The sequence below is a fragment of the Phragmitibacter flavus genome (assembly GCF_005780165.1).
Classification (GTDB): domain Bacteria; phylum Verrucomicrobiota; class Verrucomicrobiia; order Verrucomicrobiales; family Verrucomicrobiaceae; genus Phragmitibacter; species Phragmitibacter flavus.
Genome location: NZ_VAUV01000001.1, coordinates 157,845 through 180,540, shown reverse-complemented (window position 1 = coordinate 180,540; position 22,696 = coordinate 157,845). Strand labels below are relative to the sequence as shown.

At 57.1% G+C, this 22,696-nt stretch carries 17 protein-coding genes and 2 tRNA genes; 8 read left to right on the top strand and 11 right to left on the bottom strand.

Translation table 11 applies throughout. The features are described from left to right. Positions 1–132: 132 nt before the first annotated feature. From FEM03_RS00815 to FEM03_RS00795, 5 genes are all read left to right on the top strand, one after another. Positions 133–1,053 (top strand): ThuA domain-containing protein, encoded by a 921-nt coding sequence (locus FEM03_RS00815; protein ID WP_138084272.1) that lies wholly within the window; start codon positions 133–135, stop codon positions 1,051–1,053. A 53-nt stretch (positions 1,054–1,106) separates the two neighbouring features. Next, positions 1,107–1,547 carry an NUDIX domain-containing protein gene (locus tag FEM03_RS00810; RefSeq protein WP_138084271.1) on the top strand — a complete coding sequence of 147 codons (441 nt, stop codon included), beginning with the start codon at positions 1,107–1,109 and terminating at the stop codon, positions 1,545–1,547. A 99-nt stretch (positions 1,548–1,646) separates the two neighbouring features. Further along, positions 1,647–1,720: transfer RNA gene (locus FEM03_RS00805), tRNA-Gln, on the top strand. A gap of 65 nt (positions 1,721–1,785) precedes the next feature. Further along, positions 1,786–3,147 carry a chromate efflux transporter gene (chrA, locus tag FEM03_RS00800; protein ID WP_240772628.1) on the top strand — a complete coding sequence of 454 codons (1,362 nt, stop codon included), beginning with the start codon at positions 1,786–1,788 and terminating at the stop codon, positions 3,145–3,147. A 55-nt stretch (positions 3,148–3,202) separates the two neighbouring features. Then, positions 3,203–3,276, top strand: a tRNA-Gln gene (locus FEM03_RS00795). A gap of 33 nt (positions 3,277–3,309) precedes the next feature. Here the strand turns inward: FEM03_RS00795 and FEM03_RS00790 are convergent. The 7 genes from FEM03_RS00790 to FEM03_RS00760 all read right to left on the bottom strand — a co-directional run bounded on the left by FEM03_RS00790 (position 3,310) and on the right by FEM03_RS00760 (position 13,924). Next, positions 3,310–4,200, bottom strand: coding sequence for an endonuclease/exonuclease/phosphatase family protein (locus FEM03_RS00790; RefSeq protein WP_240772627.1), 891 nt, complete (start codon positions 4,198–4,200; stop codon positions 3,310–3,312). Positions 4,201–4,323: 123 nt separating this feature from the next. Further along, positions 4,324–5,190 (bottom strand): PEP-CTERM sorting domain-containing protein, encoded by an 867-nt coding sequence (locus FEM03_RS00785; protein ID WP_138084268.1) that lies wholly within the window; start codon positions 5,188–5,190, stop codon positions 4,324–4,326. A gap of 106 nt (positions 5,191–5,296) precedes the next feature. Beyond that, the gene (gene vccD / locus FEM03_RS00780) at positions 5,297–5,902 is read right to left on the bottom strand and encodes a Verru_Chthon cassette protein D (RefSeq protein WP_166442519.1); all 606 of its coding nucleotides are present in this window, start codon (positions 5,900–5,902) and stop codon (positions 5,297–5,299) included. Continuing rightward, positions 5,892–6,974, bottom strand: a complete 1,083-nt coding sequence (gene vccC / locus FEM03_RS00775; RefSeq protein ID WP_138084266.1) for a Verru_Chthon cassette protein C — start codon at positions 6,972–6,974, stop codon at positions 5,892–5,894. Before vccC ends, vccD begins: the two co-directional genes overlap by 11 nt. Then, the gene (gene vccB / locus FEM03_RS00770) at positions 6,971–7,510 is read right to left on the bottom strand and encodes a Verru_Chthon cassette protein B (RefSeq protein WP_138084265.1); all 540 of its coding nucleotides are present in this window, start codon (positions 7,508–7,510) and stop codon (positions 6,971–6,973) included. Before vccB ends, vccC begins: the two co-directional genes overlap by 4 nt. 17 nt (positions 7,511–7,527) lie before the next feature. Then, the gene (gene vccA, locus FEM03_RS00765; RefSeq protein ID WP_138084264.1) at positions 7,528–11,433 is read right to left on the bottom strand and encodes a Verru_Chthon cassette protein A; all 3,906 of its coding nucleotides are present in this window, start codon (positions 11,431–11,433) and stop codon (positions 7,528–7,530) included. Positions 11,434–11,452: 19 nt separating this feature from the next. Further along, the gene (locus FEM03_RS00760; RefSeq protein ID WP_138084263.1) at positions 11,453–13,924 is read right to left on the bottom strand and encodes a PEP-CTERM sorting domain-containing protein; all 2,472 of its coding nucleotides are present in this window, start codon (positions 13,922–13,924) and stop codon (positions 11,453–11,455) included. A gap of 553 nt (positions 13,925–14,477) precedes the next feature. Here FEM03_RS00760 and FEM03_RS00755 point away from each other — a divergent pair. The 3 genes from FEM03_RS00755 to FEM03_RS00745 all read left to right on the top strand — a co-directional run bounded on the left by FEM03_RS00755 (position 14,478) and on the right by FEM03_RS00745 (position 18,091). Next, positions 14,478–15,095: an ECF-type sigma factor gene (locus FEM03_RS00755; protein WP_138084262.1), complete on the top strand. Its 618-nt coding sequence runs from the start codon at positions 14,478–14,480 to the stop codon at positions 15,093–15,095. Further along, entirely contained in the window at positions 15,080–17,302 is a 2,223-nt protein-coding gene (locus FEM03_RS00750; protein ID WP_138084261.1) for a serine/threonine protein kinase, read from the top strand. The genes FEM03_RS00755 and FEM03_RS00750 overlap by 16 nt, the downstream gene beginning before the upstream one ends. A 222-nt stretch (positions 17,303–17,524) precedes the next feature. Beyond that, entirely contained in the window at positions 17,525–18,091 is a 567-nt protein-coding gene (locus FEM03_RS00745; RefSeq protein WP_138084260.1) for a hypothetical protein, read from the top strand. A gap of 569 nt (positions 18,092–18,660) precedes the next feature. Here the strand turns inward: FEM03_RS00745 and FEM03_RS00740 are convergent. The 4 genes from FEM03_RS00740 to FEM03_RS00725 all read right to left on the bottom strand — a co-directional run bounded on the left by FEM03_RS00740 (position 18,661) and on the right by FEM03_RS00725 (position 22,585). Beyond that, positions 18,661–20,103 (bottom strand): sulfatase-like hydrolase/transferase, encoded by a 1,443-nt coding sequence (locus FEM03_RS00740; protein WP_138084259.1) that lies wholly within the window; start codon positions 20,101–20,103, stop codon positions 18,661–18,663. Between the two features lie 29 nt (positions 20,104–20,132). After that, positions 20,133–21,113 carry a YHYH protein gene (locus FEM03_RS00735; RefSeq protein WP_206170783.1) on the bottom strand — a complete coding sequence of 327 codons (981 nt, stop codon included), beginning with the start codon at positions 21,111–21,113 and terminating at the stop codon, positions 20,133–20,135. Between the two features lie 371 nt (positions 21,114–21,484). Continuing rightward, positions 21,485–21,820, bottom strand: coding sequence for a hypothetical protein (locus tag FEM03_RS00730; RefSeq protein WP_138084257.1), 336 nt, complete (start codon positions 21,818–21,820; stop codon positions 21,485–21,487). Between the two features lie 24 nt (positions 21,821–21,844). Continuing rightward, the gene (locus FEM03_RS00725; RefSeq protein WP_138084256.1) at positions 21,845–22,585 is read right to left on the bottom strand and encodes a hypothetical protein; all 741 of its coding nucleotides are present in this window, start codon (positions 22,583–22,585) and stop codon (positions 21,845–21,847) included. Positions 22,586–22,696 lie beyond the last annotated feature (111 nt).

Below are 22,696 nucleotides of genomic sequence, written 5' to 3'. Positions count from 1 at the left end.
GGGGCACAACAGGACTCAAACCCGCCGAAAGGCTCTTGATGCCAACCACGTTTTCTGTTCTTCTAGCCTATCTAATCAAACCACGTTCAACGATTCAATCCGATCTGATTCGATTTCCAACCCAGTAGACCCATGACCCTGCGCTTCCTTACCCTTCTCACCCTTGTCGCCGCTTTCGCGGCCCAACCTTTGTCGGCGAACGACAATAAGTTTGTCGTCTTCATTGCCGGCAAACCTTCCCACGGCCCGGGTCAGCACGAACACAACGCCGGCGTGCAGCTTTTCGCCAAGTGTCTCGCCGATGCCAAAGCGCCTGTGGACGTTAAAGTTCACCTCAGCGGCGAGTGGCCCGCAGACGAAACTTTGGCCAAAGCCGACACCATCGTGATCTATTCCGACGGCGGTGGCGGGCACCCTGCGTTGCAAGGCGACCGGCTTCAGCAATTGCAAAAGGAGATGGATCGCGGTGCCGGTTTGCTTTGCATCCATTATGCGGTTGAGCCCACGTTGGAAAAAGGCAACAAGGAGTTCATCGACTGGATTGGCGGCTGTTTTGAAACCAACTGGAGTGTCAACCCACACTGGGATGCCAACTTCACCAACATTCCCCAGCATCCCATCAGCAACGGCGTCAAACCATTCACCACCCGCGACGAATGGTATTTTCACATGCGTTTCCGTTCCAACATGAAAGGCGTCACCCCAATCCTGACCGACGTCCCACCCGACGACACCATGAGCCGTCCTGATGGCAAACACAGCGGCAACCCCGCCGTTCGTGAAGCGGTGGCCGCGAAACAACCTCAACACGTCGCCTGGGCTGCGGAGAGAGAAGGTGGCGGTCGCGGATTCGGCTTCACCGGCGGTCACTTCCACGCCAGCTGGGGCAACGATTCCCAACGCAAACTGCTTCTCAACGCCATTCTCTGGACTGCCAAAGCCGAAGTCCCTGCGGAAGGAGTCGAGACCACCCTCACTCCGGAAGATCTCAAGGCGAACCTCGATCCAAAACCCGGTCAAGGCCTGCCAGAAGCACCGAAGAAAAAGGCCTGAGCATGTTATCCTCAACGCAGCCAGGCACGGTTGGGTAGGGTTTGCTTCTTGAGATGTCACCTTACTACCAGAGTCTGCGGAACGCAGTCGGACACGACCTTCTGATCATGCCATCCGTGGCGGCCGTCATTCACGATGAAGACGGCCGTTTGCTTTTGCAATTGAAGCATAACGGGTCGTGGAGCCTTCCCGCAGGGGCTATCGAACCCGGAGAATCTCCCGAACAAGCCGTGCTTCGTGAAATTCTGGAAGAAACTGGCATTCACGGCACCAATCTTCGCGTTCGGGGAGTGCTTGGCGGTTCCCCCTATCGATACACCTACTCCAACGGCGATCAGGTCGAGTATGTGATCGTTCTGTTCGAGTGTGAGGTCGGGAGCTCGGAAGCGGTCATCGATACCGGCGAGACCAAAGAACTCCGATATTTCTCACGCCATGAGATGCCCGAATTGGCGGTTCCCTACGATCTTGATCTGTTGTTTGCCAAGGCATGATTAATCATTGCTGGCGCGAGGCGACACCAAAGAAGACAATCCATTTTCCCACTTGCCACCCACAAAATACCGCCTACATTGTTGGCCGCTTTCCCAAATTGCCTCGTGGTGTAACGGTAGCACAAGAGATTTTGATTCTCTTTGTTCAGGTTCGAATCCTGGCGAGGTAGCCAACCCCAAACTGGGGAGTCTGGCAAAGATGTTGGATGACGATTCCGTCTGGAAGGTGTAGCGCCTGATGGCCTCCCTTTGGCTCCTCCTCGTCTCATTCATGGAAACACCACCACCACCCGCCGCGCCCGCCTTTCGCGAAGCCCTGCGATACTGGATCAAGCTGGGTTTCATCAGCTTCGGTGGCCCGGCTGGACAAATCGCCCTCATGCATAAGGAGCTGGTGGAAAAACGTCGCTGGATCTCCGAAAGCCACTTCCTTCACGCCCTGAATTTTTGCATGCTGTTGCCTGGACCTGAAGCGCAGCAGCTTGCCACTTATCTCGGCTGGCGTCTGCATGGTGCCAAGGGAGGACTCGCCGCCGGGGTCCTGTTTGTGCTGCCTTCGATGTTCATCCTCTATGCGCTGAGCTGGGTTTACCTTGTCGGCGCGGAAGTGCCCTGGCTGCAGGCCATTTTTCACGGGTTGCTGCCCGCCGTGATCGCCATCATCGCTTCCGCGTTGCTACGCATCGGTCGCAAAGCATTGAAATCGAATGCCTTGTGGTGCATTGCCGCCCTGTCGTTCATGGCCATCTTCTTCTTCAAAATCTCGTTTGTTTACATCATCTTCGCCGCCGCTTTTGTCGGGTGGATCGGAAACCGGCTCGCGCCCAATCAATTCCCTGCCGGAGGCTCCCACGGGGCAGCTCAGCTTGCCGAAGAAGCCAATTTTGTCGTGTTACCGCTGCCAGTTAAAGCTTCCTGGACTCGAACTCTCCGCTTGAGCCTCACCTGCCTGGCCTGCTGGTGGCTGCCCGTCATTGCCCTCATTACGTGGCTAGGATGGGAAAGCACCCAGGCCCAGCAAGGCATCTTTTTCAGCAAAGCCGCGCTGGTCACGTTTGGCGGAGCTTATGCCGTGTTGCCCTACGTCGCCCAGCAGGCGGTTGAGCATCACGAATGGCTGACCCATGCCCAAATGATGTCCGGACTCGCCTTGGCCGAAACCACGCCGGGGCCCCTCATCATGGTGCTTCAATTCGTTGGCTTCATTGGTGGATGGCAACATCCCGGCATCCTGACACCGGCATGGAGCGCCACCTTGAGCGCCCTCATCACCACCTGGGTAACCTTCGTGCCGTGTTTTCTTTTTGTCTTCCTCGGTGCTCCTCATGTTGAGCACCTGCGCCGTCAACCCCGACTTGCCGCCGCCCTCACCACCATCACTGCCGCCGTGGTTGGGGTGATCCTGAACCTCGGCGTGCAGTTCACCCAACATGCGCTCTGGCCCGCTCGGACCGGAGCCGGATGGGGATCGATGGACATTTTTGTGGCCGTGCTTGCCATCGCCGCGCTCATCGCCATGGAGCGTTTCAAAATCGGCCTCCTCCCGGTCATTGGTGCCTGCGCCCTTTTGGGTTTGCTCGCCCACTGGGTCGTTCCATAACGCACCGGTTGCAAATCCCCATCAAATGCATTACGCTTCATTCGTAAGCCACAACTGCCGCGTTGTGTAACGGTAGCACGAAAGATTCTGATTCTTTTAGTTCTGGTTCGAATCCAGGCGCGGTAGCCACTTAAAACGGACCTTGGACCCAACTCCACGCACTCAGTCGAGTTCGACCAGAATGGGGAAATGATCGGAAGGGATGCGCGCTTCGACATTCTTGAACTTCACCTCGACGGGGAATGCGGTGGAGGTCACTTCCCTTTCGTCTCCTGTGGAAACCCGGTAACTGTCGGTGAGCACTCCATAGCGGGACACCTTGAAATCCCGGGTATGAAAAATGTGATCGATGCGGCGGTCGGTAAAGTTTGCGATTTGAAAACCGTTGGCAGTGCCGTTCAACACGTATTTTTCCTCGGCGGTGGCAAAGGCGTCTCTGAGCAAGTCCACCCCATGAAGGATCAGGTAGCCTTCACTGGTTTGGTCCGCATTAAAATCACCGGTGAGAACAACGGGCTGATCTTTGGCAATCGCTTGAACCGATCGAACCAGTAGCCGGGCGCTTTCGACCCGGGCGATGGTTCCATGATGATCAAAGTGGGTGTTGAACACAAACAAGGTCCTGCCGGTTTTGATGTTGTCGAGTTTCACCCAAGTGCAGATGCGCATGAACTTGGCATCCCAACCGATGGAGGGTTTTTCAGGCGTTTCCGACAGCCAGAAGGTGCCGCCATCTTTCAACGTAAAGAGGTCTTTGCGATAGAAGATAGCGGCAAATTCCCCTTCATTCTGTCCATCATCACGTCCGCAACCGCTGTGAGCAAAAGCTGGCAGGAGCGATTGAAGTTGATCCACCTGATGTTTCAGTGCCTCCTGGCTTCCCAAGATATCGAACTGGTGAAAGCGAATGAGTGACGCAATGACGGAGGCTCTCTGCGCCCATCCATTGCCATTGGTTTCATCTTTGGAGTTATCGTATCGAATGTTATAACTGCCGACGACAATGGCATGGGAGGATTGAATGCTCGTGCACCAAATCACACCCAATAGCATGACCCTGATGATGATGGATCGAGAAGTTGTCAAAGTAAGAAGCCTTAGATTTGATGGGTTACTTGTTTTATCAAATGTGGTCATGTTAGGAAAAAGAAGATGGCTGTCCTAGATAGAGTCCAACTAGACGCGGGAACGGCGGCGACGCAATAAGATGGCAAATCCACCTACTCCAAGCAGAAGGGCGGCCGCAGGTTCTGGCACTGCGGCGAGATAGTAGTTGTCCATGGATAAGACGCCGCGGTCTAAATTGTTCGCCCAGATGGCACGACCAGTCGATCCAAAGCCTGCCACCGAAAGGGAGCCTCCGGTGCCGTAGAGTAAATTGGCATTTACTTCAGTGGTGCCATTGGTTCCGAAGTCATCCAAAGAAACATCCAGGAAAGTGAAGGTGCCTGTCGACGAGTTGTATTGAATCGTTCCCTCCAGGCGATACCAGTTGTTTGCTGTGAGTTCGCCAAAGGTCACGGAGTTTCCGAAGAGGTTCCTGCTCACCAATTCGGTGGCACCGTTGCCAAAGCCAAGACTGAAGCCACCCGTTGCTGTCCGTGCGAGACCGACCATGACGGTGTCTGTTATGGCCACCGCTGAACTACCGCTGACAGTGCCTTGAAATGGCCTGAATGCTTCCGAGGCCTTTGTCCAGCCAAAGGCCATGGCGCTGCCATCAATCCGTGTTGCTGTCGAACCATTCGCATTAACAGTAAACTGGCCGAACATGGAGAAGCTCGCGGTGGTCAGGATGGTCATGGAGGCGGTGGCGGATCCTCCATTGGTGCCAAAGTTCAAGCCTGTTGAGCCACCCACCCCTATACCAGCGGTGAGTGTCGGATTTGCCAGGGTGCTGTAGTCAACCAAGCCTGCATCGGCAAAAGTTCCTGAATTGAAGTTCGCGTCGATGATCGTAGCTGCCGTAAGAGGAGATAACAAGCTGGCGGTTAACGCACAGCATGCGAGAGGTTTGCAAAGATAAGATAAAAATGGGCGCATGGTTATTGGTTTGTTAGGGTGGTGTTGTATGACTGAGATGAAAAAATCGGCAAATCTAGGAAGCCAGGGACAAGGGACAAGACATTGTCCGACAAGAGGTGGGCAGTTAGTAAGTTCGGCTTTGGTGGGTTTGCGGGTCGATGACGATGGAGCGGAAATCCTTTGGCAGGGTGGCGGGGATGCCTTTGGTGGTTTCGCGCACGAGGGTCAGCACGGCAGGCGCATGGAGCGGTAGGGTGGTGGCTCCGTTGCTGTGAATGAAATAGCTGACATAGGGCGCATCCGCGGCGGGGCCGGTGGAGGCGTTTTGATGAACGGGTTGTCCTTGGAAGGAGTTGTATTGGGCGTCAGGCATCAACACCACATCCTCGGGAAAACGCTGCATCTCGGTAGGAAAGTTGACACGGGGATTGCCTTCTGCGTCCCAGCCATTGAGCAGTCCGATCTGGTAGGCCCGCCAGGCCATGGCACCGGGCTGGGTAGCAGGTGGCAGCTGATAAAATCTCAGCTCCACCGGAAGGTTTTCCTTTCTTGCCAGCATGGTGGCTTGATGGAGGTCAGCGGACAACTGGCGCATCGCTGTGGAGAGCCGCTGGCTGGCCAGGGCACCGGACACGGAGGCGACGGCGACGGTGGTGAGAAGGCCGACGATGGCGACCACAAAGAGCAGCTCCACCAAGGTGAACCCTTTCGTTCGTTTTTTACTGTTCATTTTCGGAGATCCATTTGGAGCCGCGCAAGGCGACGTTGGCACTGAGGATTTTGTGATGCAGAGGCAGGGCGGCCAGGCCTGACTCCACTGCGGCGAGGTCATCTTGAAGCTTGTGATGATCAGAAAATTTTCCGGTCAGAACCGCACGAATGGCAGCAGCGGCAGCGGATTCGCCCATGCGTATGGCCAGGCCTTCATAGCTGTGCTCGTCGGCGATGATCAGTGAAACGCCCACCATGGGAGGCAGTTGATGGCGGCGCGATTGGTTGTCGTCATTAAGTCCACTCCATTGGAAGTCGCGGCTGTCGTATTGGTAATGGGCGTCGGGAACAATAGTGGTGTTGCCGCTGCCGGACTGAACATTGGCGGCATAGGGAATCAGGATGAGGGCGAGGATGTTGTCGGCGAGCGGTTGCGACGTGGCGTCGAGGTCGTTTTGAAACCATTGAAGTGCCTGACTGCGGTTGGTGAGCCGGTTGAGTCCGAGTCCGCTGCTGTAGAGGATGCTGTCCTCGGCAGGTTGCAGGTATTGCATGAGCCGGAATCGGTTGCGATCCGGGTTGAGTTGAACGGGCTGACCGGATTGCAGAAAGGCGGGACGAGTGTCGAGGTCGCTGCCATACCGGATGTAGAATCCACAGCCGTTGATCAAATGATGCAGACGTCGTTTGGTTTCGTCGTTGACCTTGCCCAAAGGCGCTTGAAAAAACACCGCCTGCCCGGCTTCGGCGGTGGTATCGGGGGGAAGGAGTTCGGCGGCAGGCGCAAGGACGAAATGGTGATCAGACACGCGTTCATAACCCGTGATGACGCTGGCATCGGTGGCGGAGCGACGATAACCCCACACCGCGTCCATGGTGGCCTGTGAGAGCGCATGCGTGATGGCATCCAGAGCACGGCGCCCTTCCTGGAATTCGCTCGCGTGGGAACTGGCCTTCGAGACGGTGTCCTGGGTGCGGCGCATCATCTCGGCAATGATGGTCATCATCAGCGCCAGAACGGAAACCGAGACGAGCACCTCAATGAGGGTGAATGCAGCGTTCCGATTCGTTGATGGAGATCCCCTTCTCACAAGGAAGAGACCGTGGTGGTCGGAATGGCTGGAAGCGGGCCGGTTTGTTCGAGCAGGGCAATCCACACGCTGCGCTCGCGATACTTGCCGGAACCGTTGGAAAGGGCGGATTGATAGTTTTTGGCGTTGTCGGTGATGCGAACGATCAAGCGGCGCAGATAGTCATTGGCCCGGGCATCGCCCCGCAAAGTGGGCGTGTTGCCGACACTGATTTGCACGGCGTAGTTGCAGTCGAAATCCGCCGCATTGGCAACTTCGGTGCCAGTCTGGTCGAAGAATAGCGTGCGGTCTTGCAGCACCGATCCGCGACCGCCGCCGTCGTCTTGCTCGAGCCAGCCGCTGGTTTGATAGCGGTCCATGATGGATTGCACAATGCGGGCTTCGGCCTGTTTGTTGCTGGAATCGCGCAGGGTGTCGAGCCCCATGGGAAGCAGCGAGATAAGCGTGAGCAGCGCAGTGGCCGCAATGCCCAGAGACAGGGCTACCTCGGGCAGGGAAAACCCTTGTTTGCTGATGGAAAATGTTGGGTGATTCATCGTATAAAATTTGTGGGTTACGGGGAGAAGGTTTTGCGGTTGATGATGCGGAAGCGGTAGTATTGATCCCAGCTTTGCGTGGGGTCCGGGGGATTGCTGGCGAGGACGGTGAGCTCGGGATCATTGGGGTCGAGATAACGCTCGAGAGTGGCGGAGCCGCGATGTTCGGAGCGCACCATGTCCTCGTCCTCCAGCCAGCGGTCTTGAGGAGTGCTGCGGGCTTTCTTGAGCGTTTGCACGCGGAAGTGCACGGTGAAGGTGTTCGATTTGGTGGTGAGTCGCGGATAAAGCTGGTTGTAGGGAGCTTCGCGGCTGTTGTCGCCGGTGGGTTCGAAGGCGTCGACATTGTTAAGGCTGCCGTTCCACCAGGTGACCATGTCGTCGTAGCTGGTCGGTGGAGCAGAAGCGTCGGTATTGTAAGTGGCACCGGCGATGCGTTGCGGAACGAGGAAGATTTCGCAGATCTCCGAGGCGGAGCGAAAAACGTCGCCGGAGTTGAATCGTCGGGAAAACGCTTTGAGGGTTTCGGATCGATTGACCTGATAGTGGAGTTCGTATTGGTGGGAGGTGCCTTCCTTGTAGTTTTTTCCGCCCACATTGGTGTGACCTGCGGGGGTGGTGCCGCCGACGGAGTTCGGAGAGATGGCGCTGAGCAGGGTGGGTTTGAGAACCGCGTGAAGGCCGGTGCTTCTTTCGATGTGGCGGAACGGCATGAGCTGGTAATTCATGTTGATCTTGCCACCGGTGGCGAAGGATTCGCTGATCGCATAAGGCTCCACCACCGGCATCCAAAACAGGTCGAGCCAAAGGTGATCGCGGGGACCCTTGAAACCTTCGTGATCGTTTTCATCCGGCTCCTGATCGGCAGGAGTCGAGCGCGCGGCGGGAATAGGAGAAAACAACAAGGTTTGCCAGGGTTGGTGGGCGTTGGCGGCCTGACTGCCGAAGATGCCGGAGGGCAGCGAACCGAAAGCCACGGCGGATGCGATCTGGCGGTTGGGGCTGAAACTGATGCCGTTTTCGGTTCCGAAACTGTGGCGGCTAAAGTAGCCGAGATCACCGTCGACAGCGCTGGTGTTGCTGTTGATGTTGTTTTCGTCGGCCTTGTTGATGTAGGGACCGTCTGCCATGCGGCCGATGCCATTGTCGAAATCACCGGGTCGGTTGTTGCGGTTGAGCGCACCATTTTGACCGCGAACCACGGCGGGGATGGAGTCGCGGGCATACCAGATGCCATTGACGAGGGTGCCTGCGGTGTTGACGGTGGAAACGCGTCCGCCGCGATCAACGCCCAACGGGCCTGTGGCACTGTCGGATGGGCCAAACTGACCGTTGACCATCTGGCTGTCGACGCGCAGAAAGTGCAGCCTTTCCACACTGGTGTCGGGGTATCGGGGATGGCTGGTGAACCAGTTCGCAGGCACGTCGCTCATTGCACAAAGCAGACGCAGGTCGCCACGTGACGGACCGTTGACGTCCACTTCGACGCTGCGGGTGACATCGCCATCCCGGACCAACGTGTTCACAAAGTTGCCAGCAGAGCCGTCAATGCGCTTGGCCAAGGTGTTGTAGGTGGCCGCGTCGGCGCCGCGCATCTGCGGCACTTTAAGGGTCGCCGCCGGGAAGTTGAGCTCGATCTTTTGCACCAGTTCCTCGGAGCCTGAAGCGGCAAAACCGGTGAGCACTTCGATGGTGATGGTGCCTCCGCTGAAGGCGAACTCGGTGAGATTGCTTACCGTTAGGAAGCTGCTACAAAAGGGGAAGCCGTCACGTTCTTTTCCTCTAGTCATCTCGCGAGCTTTCTGGTCTCCAGAGTCGCGATTGGCCATTCTGAATTGCTGGCCGAATCCGTTGAATGCCGTGCTGCCGGCGGAGTCCAGATAACCGCCTGCCGTGTTGCAGAGAATGGTGGCCGCTGCGGGAAACAGCATGGGTCTGCCAGCAGCGGTAAAGGTGTTCAGACCGGAGATTCGATAGCGAACATTGGGGGCTGCTGAGGGGGCTCCGGTCACGGGGATGAAGGGTTCCAGTGCGATGAAGGCCTGCATCTGGGTGGTGGCGTCAGTCACGGGATGTTTGCTGGTGGCCATGAAGACAATCGCCGCTTCGGTGATGGTGGGGAATCGTCCAAATCCCTTGGTGTCGTTGCCGGGGATGAGAGGCACGGCGGAGGATTCACCGCGACGGTCGCCAGCGCGTGGCGGCGTGTAGGTGTATTTTGGAGCGAGTCCAGTGCTGTAGCTGTTGACCGACCAACGCATGAAATCGAAGATCTGCGTGAGGATCTGGTCGCGTCGCAGAGGAGTGTATTTCTCGGCAAAGTTGCTGCCGAAACCGGGAATGTCATGAGCAGAGCTCCCGCCATTACCACCGGTGAGCGGGATGAGGTGATCTTCATAAAGCTCACGGTTGCGTGCCAGGGCACTCGAAGCGCCCGTTGAGTTATCCAGATCCAGATCACCGCGGATGCGCTGGGCGGAGCCGGCGTTGTCCACGGTCTTGAAGTTTTGCAGTCGGGAAAAATACCAAGGCTTGCCGCCACCGGTGCCTACGAAGGACAGTAGTTTGTCCTTGGCGTTGCGGTCCACCGGGTCTGCCGAAATGGGCCATAACATCATGCGCGGCTGGTTGAAGAGATTGAGCTCTGGAGCCCGGCTGTGGGTGGTCAGGAAAAATCTCGAGGTGGCGATGTCCTGCTGGGTCAACGCGGGGTCTTGATCGTCGCGGTCTCGATTGAAGAGCATCTCATCAAGTGTGGTGTAAAGGCGGTCCTCCTTGTCTGCCACCACGGCAGCGGCGGTGGGTTGCGTGCCGCCCATGCTTCCGCCCCAAGGCACTCGTGGACTGATGCGATGATAGCGCTCCAGCACCGTGGCGAGTTCGTCATCACTCATGGACGGTTCCGCCACCAGCTTTTCTCCAAACGCCTGGAACACCGGGCTGAGTGAAGTCTGCGCGGGATGACCGGGATATCTCGAATATTCGTTCTGCGCAGCCTGGCGGCGGGCAAACTTGACGGTTGTGGCCGTGTAGGCGCGAGGCACATCCCAGCCCGTTCCTTCAGTGGCGGTGTTGATGTTGATTTTGGTGCTTTCGTCGTCAGTCCAAAACGCGATGCGTCCGACGATGGGATTCGCTTCACTAGGAACGGCCGCGCCATCGCCTCCAAAGGACAGGCCGGTGGTGGCATTGCCTCCCGTCGGCGGCAGCACCTGACCGTCGGCCAACACGTAAAGCCACTTCACCGGCATGGGCAGGCGCGCACTGATGTCTTCGACACTGGAGGGGGATTCAGTGCCGGGCACCGCATTGTCATCAAATTGGAAGCCATCCACTGGCCGGCCGTTGTCACGCGAAAAAGTGCCGCGCGGATCACTGATGGGAAACACGGTCTGAACCTTGTTGGACCCTTCCTGTATCACCGGTGCGGGTTCATTGATGTCCACATACATGCCTGGCACATTCTGCCAGTCGGCGAGATCATTGGCGTCGCTGTCGAGGGCGTTTCTGACCACATTGATGTTCATGCCATCGGCGGTGGCGCTGGCACTGGCGGGAGCAACCACCATGGTTTCATCGGAATACAATTTGTAGAGGGCGGTGGTCTTCGAGCGCGGTCCACTGTTCTGGGCATCCGGCTCGGTGCCAAACACGCGGATGAGTCCCGGCTGTGAAGCCCAGGTTTTCTCCAGTCCGTTTTGTTCGGTCGCACGGCGGATTTGCCCGATCGCGATGTTGACGGGCAGTTCCGCCAAGGTCCGCGCCGAAGCGATGTCCGAAAAGGCCGACGCGGAACGATGTTCGGTGCGAGCGTTCGCCAGGAAAGCCAGCACCAACATGGAGATGACGGCGATCGCCACCAGCACCATTACCAAAGCGATGCCTTGGCGGCGCGGAGAGGGATGATGGGAAAATGGATTCATTGAGGAGACAAAGCAGGCATCAATGACGACGGCGACGGCGCATCACGAGGGCGGCAAGGCCAGCACCGAACAGCGTCGCCATGGAGGGTTCGGGCACCACGGACCCCATGGCGGAAAGGAGCAGGTCGTTGCCGCCGGTGGTGGCTCTGGTTTCAAAGTCGGCTGAGTAGAACATGGCGAATTCCATCCCGCCAAGGGTGATGAAACCATCGGCATAGAGATCATTGAGGTAGGCATTCGCCAGTTCATGGGTGGAGTCGAAACTCATGTTGGCAAACAACCCTGCGCCGATCTGATCTGCGTCGCTGTTCACCACGATCCAGTAGCGGCTGTCAAAACCCACCTCACCGCCGCCATCCCAAATGCCGTCGATAACGGCACCGTCGACGTTGAACGCCCCATGGATCTCGATGCGGTCGGCACCGAGTTCAAAATTGCTGTCGAAGTTGACGAACAGGGTGCTTTGCGTGGCTGAACCAACGGTGGAAACCAGGTTGAGTCCGCCATCAATGGTCAGCAGCCCCGCCGTTGTTTTGGTGCCGCCGGTGATGGTGCCACGATTGCCCACCCAGATGCTGCCAGGTGCTTTGATCTCCCCAGTTCCACCGATCAATCCGACACCAGTAGTATTGTTCTCAAGACCGGCTGCATCACTGCCATAACCCACACGGATGCCCGCAGCGGCATTGGTTTTTTCAAGGTAGCCATCGACCATGAGGATGCCATTGGACCCGTCTTGACGCCCAACGAACAGAAACGAATCCACTTGGTTGGACTGGTCGATGAAGGTGGCGTCCTTGCCAATGCGCGTCGTGCCGGTTCCTTTTTCCCCGATGGTGATATCGCCGATTTCGTGGTAGAACTCACCGCCGGTCATGTCGAACGTGGCAGTGTGTCCGGCGGAGAGGCCGATGGACATGGCGTTCGTGGCGGTGACGGTGCCGCCGCTTTGGGTGATGGTCGCGATGCCGGGGGCGGTGCTGTTGGCGTAGGCCGCGTCGGAATCGCCGCCGGCGAAGAAGTTGCCACGGATGGTGAGTTCCCCGTCCCTGATGTCGAGAGTGCTGGTTCCCGTGCCTCGAGCCATGGTGAGTCTGTTCACAGAGGCGGTGCCGCCATTCATGAGGAAATGGCCCCTGCCATCCTGGCCGATGTGGATATCGCCAATCGTCATCTGACCGTTGTTGATTTCGAGCCGTCCGTTTGCGGCTGCCAGTGAGCCGCTGGCTGCGTCGCGACCGAGCACAAGATTGGCGCTTGAGGTGTAGATGCCTCCTTCGTTAACGATGATGGCTCCTTGACCGCCGGGGTCGACACCGACCCAATCCCAGTTGGTGGAGCGGTTGATGAATTCGCCGCCATCAGAGATGGTGACGGTTCCCCGGCCACTGGTGCCAATGTATAAATCTCCGACGTTACCGCCGGAGTCGCGGATAAATTTCCCACCGGAACGAATATCAAGGGTGCCAACGCCAGCAGCATTTCTTCCGATGTGGAGGGTGTTCCTGCGAGGGATGACCCCACTGATGGGATCAACCGCGTGGGTGAGACGAATGTATTCGGCACCGTTCTCGATGATCATCCGTCCGTCGCCGGTGTAACCGATGGTCAGGTCGCCAAAGCTGTGGGTGAGGTTGGCTCCGGTGCCATCCAGGTGAAGCAATCCTTTGGCGGACAATCCTGCCGCAGTGCGATTGGCTCCAACTTCGATGTTGCCGCGCGCATTGAAACGCCCGCCCGCCTTGATGATGAGAGAGCTTTCCGTTTCCGAGCCGTAGCGGCCGATGCGGGTGGTGCTCTGACTGTAGACCCAGTTGGGCGGGTTGCCAGCGGTCGCGGTATTGGTGGTGGTGTGTTGGGCACCTTCGAGAATGCCGTCCGATTCAATGATGATGAATCCGGCACTGCCGGTCAGCGTGTTGTCCTGCTGGGAACCGAGGTTCAACTCGGAGATATGTCCGCTGGCGGAGGTCGTGCCGTTGGTCACGTTGAAGGCATCGCGCATGTTAAGAATGGCCGATCCGGCTGCACCGGTGCCATCGCCGATGCGAACCGTGCTGCTGCCGGCGGGTCCGAGTCCGACCTGAACGTTGCCTACTGGAAGGTAGGCGGCACCATCGTTGATATTAAAAGTTCCGCCGCTGAACTGTCCGAGGCGGAACCAGTTGCCGCCGTTGTTGGCATGGGCAAAGACGCCACCATTGATGCTGACGACGTTGCCATTGCCAAGAGCGAAGTCGTTGGTTCCGATGCTGCCGGTGCCAGGACTTCCGGCGGAGAAACTGATGATGTGGCCTGCCAGAATTTCAACGCTGTCAGCGGAGCTCGCCGCGTTTCCTACTCGTGGGCCTGTCGTCCCCGCACCCCCAGTCCAAATGGTGGAGGCATTGGTGTTCCAGTGACCGGAACCTGTCGAGATGATGGTGGCGGCACGACCGGAGGAGAGCGGTGCGGCGAGGGTGGCGAGGATGATCAAGCGAAGTAAACTCATGAATTCAGCGGGTTGCTATGACTAACATGTGGAAGGTGTTGACCTGACCATGGCAGGGGTTGCCGCCCGGATATTACCAGCAAGCAAATGACGCCGTTTTCCTCCAGGACCCTAACTAACGCGCCCTTAGATTTGCATCGAAAGCGAGATAGAACTTTTGTCGTAACTGACCTCAAAATAGGTGGAGAAATTGTTCCCAAAACCTTGGTGCCAACGCGCAGCGCATGACTAACATCACACGCCAAGGGGAACTCTGGAGTAGGTTTTGGTTGCCAACTTAGATGCCGGGTAACGGTGACGTTTTTGTCACTTAGTTTGATCCGAGTAGGGCCAGCAAGCTCAGTTAGCGGCTTGAAATGATGCGATTGAATTGTATCATTCCCAGATGGTCGGATCATGGTCATCAGTGAATGCGAGATCGATCCGCCAAGTCCGCCAAAGTTTTAAAAAATTCGTTCCGCGTCCCCGGATGTCGGTTCATGTGACGCGATAGACGCTTGCCAAATCCCGATGCATCCATCATTCTTTGAGCAGCGCACCCCATTCATTTTCAATGAGAAACACTCACCAGGCTGACAACACTGACCTGACCGGCATCAACGGGTCTGAGAGTTTTGACAGCCTGGAGCCTGGGAAGAGTCTGCCATCCAATGAGTTGATGCCCATCCTGTATGAAAAGCTGCGACGGCTGGCAGCATCCAAGATGTCTTATGAGCCCGGCATGCAAACCTTGCAACCTACGGCACTGGTGCATGAAGCCTGGTTGCGCTTGGACAGAGCCAATACGGATTGGGATAGTCAGGCCCACTTCTTTGGAGCAGCGGCGGAGGCGATGCGGCGCATTCTGGTGGACCGTGCCAGAGCCAGGGCGACCGCGAAACGTCAACTTACCGAGCAAGTTGTCACTGCACTAAGTGATCCACAGACCGATCAGGATTATCTCCTGCTCATTGAGGAGGCATTGAAACAATTGGAAGTGGAAGACCCGGATGCGGCGGAGATCGTAACCCTCAAATTTTTTAGCGGCTGCACGAGCGCGGAAATCGCTTCGGTGATGAAGCAAAGCGTGCGCACCATCGAAAGGCAGTGGACCTTCGCCAAAGCCAAATTGTTTCAGATCATCCGCGACGATCTTGGCCACCATCAGACCGATCCATGGAAAGTTCGCTGAATCAGGAAGTCGATACTTTAATTTTTGAGACCGCCCTTTCTCTCGAAGATGAAAGCCTGCGTCAGGAATTTCTAAAGCGCACCTTCAAGGATGATCCCAAAGGTCAGGATCGCATGGAAAGGCTTCTGGAATCGGCAGGAGAAGCCACGTCATTTTTTCTGGAAGCGCGCGAGGCTCGTGACCAACTGGCAGGCGGGCTGGTTGGAGAACTTCCGCAGCGACCGGCCGTTGCTGACGACCCTTCAACCACGGTTGAGCTAGGAGCGACGATCGGAGACTACCGTCTGCTTCGCTGTCTTGGCTCTGGAGGAAGCGGCAACGTCTATGAAGCGGAACAGGCCCATCCCGTGAAGCGGCGGGTCGCCCTCAAGATCTTCCATCTCGATACCGAAAGCGTTCTGGCGAAAGCTCGATTTGACATCGAACGTCAGGCGCTCGCGATCATGGATCACCCCAACATCGCCAAGGTCCTGGATGTGGGCGGCTTTCACAATGGCAACCCCTATTTCGTGTTGGAACTCGTTGAGGGAATCCCCATCACCCGCTACTGCGATGAGAACAAACTCGATATCAGGCAGCGCATCGAACTTTTCATCCAGGTCTGCGACGCCATCCAGCACGCGCATTCCAAACGAATCATTCACCGCGACATCAAACCATCCAACGTGCTGGTCGGTGGTTCAGGCAACCAGCGCGTGACCAAGGTGATTGATTTCAGCATCGCGAAAGCAGTGGTGGCCGACTACAAGGTGCAACCTTTGATCACGGGGCATGATCAGTTCATCGGAACCCCCGCCTACATGAGTCCGGAGCAGGTGGAGATGATCGGCATCGACATCGACACCCGCAGCGATGTTTACAGCCTTGGCGTGTTGTTTTATGAACTGCTGACTTCCGCCACTCCATTGGATTTTCACAAGCTGCCGAACTCCGGCATGTCCGGCATTCGCAAAGCGATCCTGGACAATCAGTATCTCAAACCATCCACGCGTCTTGGTGAATTCAGCGCGAGCGAAGCGCAGGCCATCGCGGATGCGCGCGGCACCGATCCCGTTCGATTGCTTTCCAGCATCAAAGGAGATCTTGATTGGATCGTGATGAAGGCGCTCGATAAAGATCGCAATGCGCGATATGAGACGGCCAATGCCCTCATGCTGGATCTGAAGAGGCATCTCGACAACAAACCCGTGGCGGCCCGCAAACCCAACGGCCTCTACACCTTCACGAAGTTTGTCCGGCGCAATCGCGTGCCGTTCTTTTCCGCACTAGCCGCCATCCTTTCCATCCTGTTCGGATTTGGAACCTCCACCACTTTGTATCTCCGCGAGAAAGCGGCACTTAAGGAGCAGGAGCGCTTGAGCCTTGAAGCCGAAAGATCGCGCGATCAGGAATTGCGCTTGCGACGTCAGGCTCAATCAAGAGCGAATGTTTCCTACGCCGCCTTCCTGCTTGGGGAAGGCAAAGTAAGTGAGGCGGATGAGTTGTTGCAGCTAAACCCGCTGGTCTCCATTGAACCTTCCAAAGAAGCCTCGTCGGTTTTCAGGACGCTTGGTAACTGGTATGCCACTTATGATCGATGGTCAGAAGCGGTGGAATGTTATCGGCTCATGGCGCAGGCCACAAAAATGAATCGCGCTGAAGAAATTCTTCGTGGAACTGACCTTCTGGTAACGGCTCCGGCACTGTTAAAACTCGGAGACAATATTGGATACGAAAAGTTTCGGCAAGAGACTCTGGCGCGCCATTTGCCGGTATCTGACTCTCTACAAGCGGAGCACATTCTGAAAGCCTGCCTCATCACCAAAGCATCGCCCCAGATGTTGCAGCAGTTGGAAGGGGCGGCTGCCTTGTGTGAGAAACAAATCAACGAGTATGTTGAAGGACCTTTTCCGGCGTGGGAAGGACTGTCACTATCTCTCTATTACTACCGCAAAGGTAACTTTGCCAAGGTCATCGAGATCGGTCAGCGAACCATTTTCTCTCCCAACATTCGGGAAATCTGCGCTGCCGCCCTCCGCGTTCTGATGGCGGTTTCACACCGAGAGCTTGGAAACCTTGAGGAATCAAAAGCCGGGCTGGAGTCGGCTCGTTCCATCATCAGAAAACCGCGGGTCGACAACACCAACGAGGAAAAGGCGATCTTCCCCAAGTGGTATGATTGGGAGATTGCATCGCTGCTATTGGCAGAGGCGGAAAAAACGCCCTGAACAGTGTGCCTTGAGAACCAGTGAAATTCTCAGGAATCACCCTGAGCAACGGGTAGTGGGTGCTGGGCCATTGAGTAAGGGTCGGCATTCACACGTCCTACTGTGACCTGCACTCCGAATGTTGAAGGAGTGTGCAAAAACCCATTTCCGTCAACCGGGCGCTGGTCTTTTCAAGCGCAGGATGGCGATCAAGAAAAACAAAAACAAAAGAAACCCAAATCTATGAAAAACATCAATCATTACCTCGGAGGCTCCCTGGCGGCGACGCTGCTCCTTGCTGCTTCTCCACATGCGCCAGCCCAATCCGTGGTGACCGAGCAACAACAAGTGGTCACAGAAACCGCAGCCACGGGTCAAACCCAGGCCACGGTCACCCGAGGCTCCATCACCCAATACACTCCTGCTTCCAAAACGGTGGTGGTGACCACCAAAACCGATCCCAATCCCGTGAGTTACAGCGTCACCGAAAAAACCATCGTGGTCGACCAGACCGGACGTCCGATGATGATCGACGCCATCCAGGCCGGAGTTCCCGCTGAAGTTCATTACACCACCATGGGCGATCAGATCGTAGCATCGCGCATCGTGGTTCAAACCACCGCCACCACCGCCGCTCCTGCCCCTGCTCCAGTCCCGGTCCCAGCAGTCCCCGTTCCTGCCGTTGAGAGGGAAAAGACCACGACGACGACGACTCGTCAAATGACCGAAGAAGAGCAGGAAGCCGCCGCCGAAGCCGCTGAAATCGAAGCGGAACGCCGTGAAGAGCTCAGAGAAGCCGCCGAACAATAATCATAAGCGTTTGTCGCCGTTACCTGGACTCGGACCATCGCTTCGGTTGCCAACGAAGGCATCAAGCGGTGGTCTTTTTGCGTCAATATCCGACTGAGTTGCCGACCCATTCAAGCCGACTCAATTCATGGCTAGCTAGCCATCTTGATCTATCAACCGATCCTCGCGATCCACCTTTTCAATAAGCCTCCAGTTCCCCAAGATGGCGCGTCAACACCCTGTGGATGGGCTTGAACGCTTCAGCCTTCCCCTCTCTCAAGCTGCGCGCTCATTTTCAATGCCTCGGGTCACCTCGCTTCATCATCACCCATCGGCTCATTCAGATGATCGGTGACCAAGACTGCTCCAAGGCTGCCATACTCCCGCAAACACTGGCTCACCGCATTGCGCACGCGCATCTCAAGGCATGGCGTCCACATCCTCAAAAGCAGATCGCCTCACCTTTTTCGGAAAAAATCTTCGCGTTCATGGAGAATCGGAGGGACGCCGTTTCTCATGCGCCGTTGGGACCTCAATTGCCGTCGGTAAACGTTTGGCTGTATGGCAGAGCCGCCGCCTTATTTGGATCGCTATCTACCCGGGCCAATAACGGAGTTGCCGGAATCATAATCATAGTCGGGATTGGCAGTGGGCATGGCGGCCTGGACCGAGGCGAGATGGTCGGTGAGGAGTCGGTGGAGGCGCTGAACCATTTCGGACTGCTGAGGGCCGACATCGGTCTGCTCGGCCACATCAGTGCTGAGATCGAAGAGTTTGAGGTCGCCCGTTTCGTAGAAATGGATGAGCTTGTATTTGCCTGAGTAGATGGCGCTGGCGGGTCCCAGCGGGTCTTTGTCGTGATGAGGAAAATGCACCACGAACTCTTCATGTTGGCGGATGGCGCTGGGAGTCGGATTATTCAGAAGGGTCGAAGCGAGGCTGGTTCCTTCAAGGTGGGTCGGGAGCTGGCTTCTGGTGGCACCGGCGAGGTGGAGAACGGTGGGAAGCAGGTCAACGGTGCTGGCCCGAACATGGGTGAAAGAGTTGGGTGAAATGCCGGGCCCGGCGATGATGAGGGGGACACGCAGACCGCCTTCCCAGACGCTGCCTTTGCCTTGGGAGAGCCCGCCGTTGGCGTTGATGCCCTGGGCACCGTGATCGGAAGTGTAAATGAGGTAGGTGTTGTCGAGAAGGTTGAGCTGCGCCAGTTTGGCGAAGAGGAGGCCGAGGGTTTTGTCGATTTCTTCGGCTCCGGCGGCGATGCCAATGCGCTGGTATCCAATCCGCGTGCCGAGGCGTTTTTTGACGGATTCGATGGTGTCCAGTCGGGCGGTGACGGGTCCGCGCGAGGGGTATTGGGAGAGTTGCAGGTAGAAAGGTTGTCCGGATGCTGACTGCGCGGTGATGAATTGGATGCCTTTTTCGGCGATGGCGTAGGCCTGTTTGGGGTTGGGATCTTCGACGTTGTCGGGACCGCCGTTGCCGTTGGGTCCGTCGTGATGTTCAAATCCGTGTTGGGAGGGCTGGGTTCGGCCACAGTGCCATTTTCCAAAGTGGGCGGTGGTGTAGCCTTGTTGCTGGAGAAGGCTGCCGATGGTGGGAATGTCAGTGGGGAGTTGGGTGATGGAGATCGGACCGATGGTTTTTTGGCTGGGATGAACGACGGGGGCTTTTCTGCCTTCATGGACAAAGGTCATGTGGAGGCTGGCGGGGCTGCGACCGGTGAACAACGCGGCGCGGGTGGGCGTGCATCGCGGGGAGGCGGCATAGAAGTCGGAAAAGCGCATGCCGCGTTTCGCGAGGGCATCGAGATGGGGAGTGCGGATGATGGAGCTGGTGGAGGCTTCGGGATGGCGGTCGTCCTGAGGACTGGACATGGAGGCCCATCCTTGAGCTTCGGCGAGGATGACAATGAAGTTGGGCTTCTTGGTGAGTGGGACGGAGGCGTGAAGCGGAGCGACCGAGAGCAACATTAATGACGTGAGAAGCAGCAGGAGCGGCGAATCAAGGGAACCAGGTGGGCGAATGTTCATGGCTTGCGGGAGAAGGGTTGCCTGCTCCGTCAGTTGGTGGGCTTAGGGGAAGAAGGTGTCGGGCGCGGTGGGCGTGTCCCGGCGTCGCGTCTTGGAGGTCGATTCCGGTCCTGGCCTCGGGGACGAGGGGTGTAACTTTCGGTGGTGGTGCCAGCCGTGCTGTTGTCGTAGGTGAACTCGTAGACGTTGTCGGGTTTGATGGTGTAGCTGATCGAGTGTTGGTCGGCTCCGAGGGTATAGCTGAGCTTGTAGGTGGTGGGATTGATGGCTTCGAACTTGGTGATTTTGGCACCGCGCAAAGGGGTGGCGGCTGGGCGCACCGGTTGGGCGCGGGGCTGGGGATCGACCTGGCCTTCCACCTCGTTGATCTGACCGTGGAAGCCACCAATGACGTAGGGATACTGGTTGGAGGCATGGTAATGGTAGCCCAAGCCCGGCTGATGATGGCCGTTGCAGGCGTCAAGGTTCCGGACGGCTGAGCCGTCGGGCTCGGTGAGGCCATAGATGGGATAGCCGTCGAGGGCAAAGGCGATGGGCCTGCCTTTGCCCACGGTGTTTTGCAGATGGAGCGGCGCGATATGATAGTGGTAGTCATCAGCCCGACCGCAATGGCCACCCCATTGATCGAGTTCACCGATTTCATAGGAGATTTCGCCGCGGTTGTTCTGCGGATTGAAGATGGGGATGCCATTGACAGCAAGGGCGATGGCACCACGCAAGAAGCGATCGTCGATCATCGCAGGGCTCGCGGCTGGAATCGGGTTGAGGGGGATGCGCCAGGCATTGTCGCCGGTGTAGTTTTGCGGAAGAGGGACCTGCTGCTGCCAGTTGGTGATGCCGATCATCATGGGATGGGCGGGAAGCCCGTTGGAACCTACATACAAATGGTCCCGGTCGAATTTGAGTTCGAGATTGGGGAAGAGAAGGAAAGATTTGGCCGTGGCCGGTGCGTTGGCGGCATTGGCGACAACGGCGGCGGCGATTGCCAGTGCGGGAGCTTGTGAAACCACTCGAGTTGGACTGATGGTGGTGGAGGAATGGCTGGGAATAGTCGGGTGGCGATGATTATGATTGTGATCATGATGGTGGTGGTCGTGATCTGCCTTCCAAGGGTGGGCGATACAGGGCCTTTGAAAAGCCGCGAGCGACGCAAGCACGATCAAGATGGTTACGGAAATGGAACGCGTGGGGGTGGGGTGTTTCATGAGGGGAAGGCGCTCGATGATTGCGACGTGCCTGTTCAACTCCCCTTTGTGATCAGAGTTTCCAAATAACGCTACATCAGACGAATACGCCAAATGGAGATGGAGTCACCCGGTCTGGACGTGCAGGCCACGCAACGGTTTCTCCGCCAGTGGACACATTCTCGATTTAGCCTCTCCTAAAGCAAGCGCCGGGCATTGCGGAGTCCGTCCGCAGTGACCACGCTTTGCCTTGATGCCATCAAAAAATCCAGATGATTCTGCCACTGCATCGCACGCAATGCGGCGATGCCAAAACTGCCTTGGGTAAAAGCACAGTCGGCGATCTCCCAGCCAAACTCGTTGTGCCGATCCCGGTAGGACGCGCGGTGGATCCAGGCTCCGCGTTCGTCCTTGCGCCACAAATCCGGATCATTGCCAGTCACGGTTTGCGCGGACTGCCACACGCGCTCGATGACTTCACGCGGGTAATCTTGTTCAAGTTTTGGAAACGCAGCGAGGGTTGGCGTCGGCATGGCTTGGATGTCGTTTTAAATCGATTACACGAGATCCCAGAACTTCTCCCAGTCGGCGGGGGTTTCGGGGGTTTCGATGGCGTGTTCGATGCGGCCTTCGTTCTCGGGCAGGAACTTGGTGCTGGTGCCATACACCATGATCAAATCCTGCGAACTCGCGCTGCGGATCGCGTGGGCAACCCCGGCGGGAATCACCACGCCAACGTTGTTGTCGCCACGCAGGTCATCGCCTTCGATGATGAAGCGCATTTTCTTGCGGGGCATGCCGGCGCGTTCGTCGATGAGGAACATTTCGCAAATGCCCTGAATGAAGAACATCACGTCCCACTGCTCGTCGTCATAAGGCCGCAGACCGTAGTTGGTGGGTTCATCCACAAACAATCGCTTGAACCAGTCTTCCGGCGCAATGTCTGCAGGAATGGCAGGCGGATGGATATGAAACCCCTTGCTGGTGCCGGCGAACATCTTGGCGGTGGCCCATTGTTTTGGCCACATGCCGATCTTGCCAAGCACCGACTCGCCCTCACGCGCGAACTCGCCAAAATAACCGCGATAACGCTGATGAAAAATGCGGCGCTGGAACACTTCCACGCCGGGAATCCCCACTTCTGGAGGAACGCCTCCAACCAGTTCGCGGGCTTCCACTCTCCCCGTCTGATGCAGCCGGGCGGCCAGTGAACTGTCGCTGTAATCGCGGGTCTGCAGGGCCGCGCGTGCGACGCTGCTGAGGCCGCGCCAAAGATCGTTGGACTGGTCGTCTGCCATAACAATGGAATGAAATCGAATAAACTAACCGGGCATTTATGATCACCGAAACCGTGCATTGCGCAACCAGCGGTTGCGATTTTTGGACTTGCTGCACCACGGCATCCGGCA

What these genes read in the sequence shown, in the direction of transcription:
- vccA (WP_138084264.1), bottom strand. Translation starts at nt 11,433, where the DNA reads ATGAATCCATTTTCCCATCATCCCTCTCCGCGCCGCCAAGGCATCGCT.
- FEM03_RS00750 (WP_138084261.1), top strand. Translation starts at nt 15,080, where the DNA reads ATGGAAAGTTCGCTGAATCAGGAAGTCGATACTTTAATTTTTGAGACC.
- FEM03_RS00785 (WP_138084268.1), bottom strand. Translation starts at nt 5,190, where the DNA reads ATGCGCCCATTTTTATCTTATCTTTGCAAACCTCTCGCATGCTGTGCG.
- FEM03_RS00740 (WP_138084259.1), bottom strand. Translation starts at nt 20,103, where the DNA reads ATGAACATTCGCCCACCTGGTTCCCTTGATTCGCCGCTCCTGCTGCTT.
- FEM03_RS00815 (WP_138084272.1), top strand. Translation starts at nt 133, where the DNA reads ATGACCCTGCGCTTCCTTACCCTTCTCACCCTTGTCGCCGCTTTCGCG.
- FEM03_RS00725 (WP_138084256.1), bottom strand. Translation starts at nt 22,585, where the DNA reads ATGGCAGACGACCAGTCCAACGATCTTTGGCGCGGCCTCAGCAGCGTC.
- vccB (WP_138084265.1), bottom strand. Translation starts at nt 7,510, where the DNA reads ATGAATCACCCAACATTTTCCATCAGCAAACAAGGGTTTTCCCTGCCC.
- FEM03_RS00755 (WP_138084262.1), top strand. Translation starts at nt 14,478, where the DNA reads ATGAGAAACACTCACCAGGCTGACAACACTGACCTGACCGGCATCAAC.
- vccD (WP_166442519.1), bottom strand. Translation starts at nt 5,902, where the DNA reads ATGAACAGTAAAAAACGAACGAAAGGGTTCACCTTGGTGGAGCTGCTC.
- FEM03_RS00790 (WP_240772627.1), bottom strand. Translation starts at nt 4,200, where the DNA reads ATGCTATTGGGTGTGATTTGGTGCACGAGCATTCAATCCTCCCATGCC.
- chrA (WP_240772628.1), top strand. Translation starts at nt 1,786, where the DNA reads ATGGCCTCCCTTTGGCTCCTCCTCGTCTCATTCATGGAAACACCACCA.
- FEM03_RS00730 (WP_138084257.1), bottom strand. Translation starts at nt 21,820, where the DNA reads ATGCCGACGCCAACCCTCGCTGCGTTTCCAAAACTTGAACAAGATTAC.
- FEM03_RS00810 (WP_138084271.1), top strand. Translation starts at nt 1,107, where the DNA reads ATGTCACCTTACTACCAGAGTCTGCGGAACGCAGTCGGACACGACCTT.
- FEM03_RS00760 (WP_138084263.1), bottom strand. Translation starts at nt 13,924, where the DNA reads ATGAGTTTACTTCGCTTGATCATCCTCGCCACCCTCGCCGCACCGCTC.
- FEM03_RS00745 (WP_138084260.1), top strand. Translation starts at nt 17,525, where the DNA reads ATGAAAAACATCAATCATTACCTCGGAGGCTCCCTGGCGGCGACGCTG.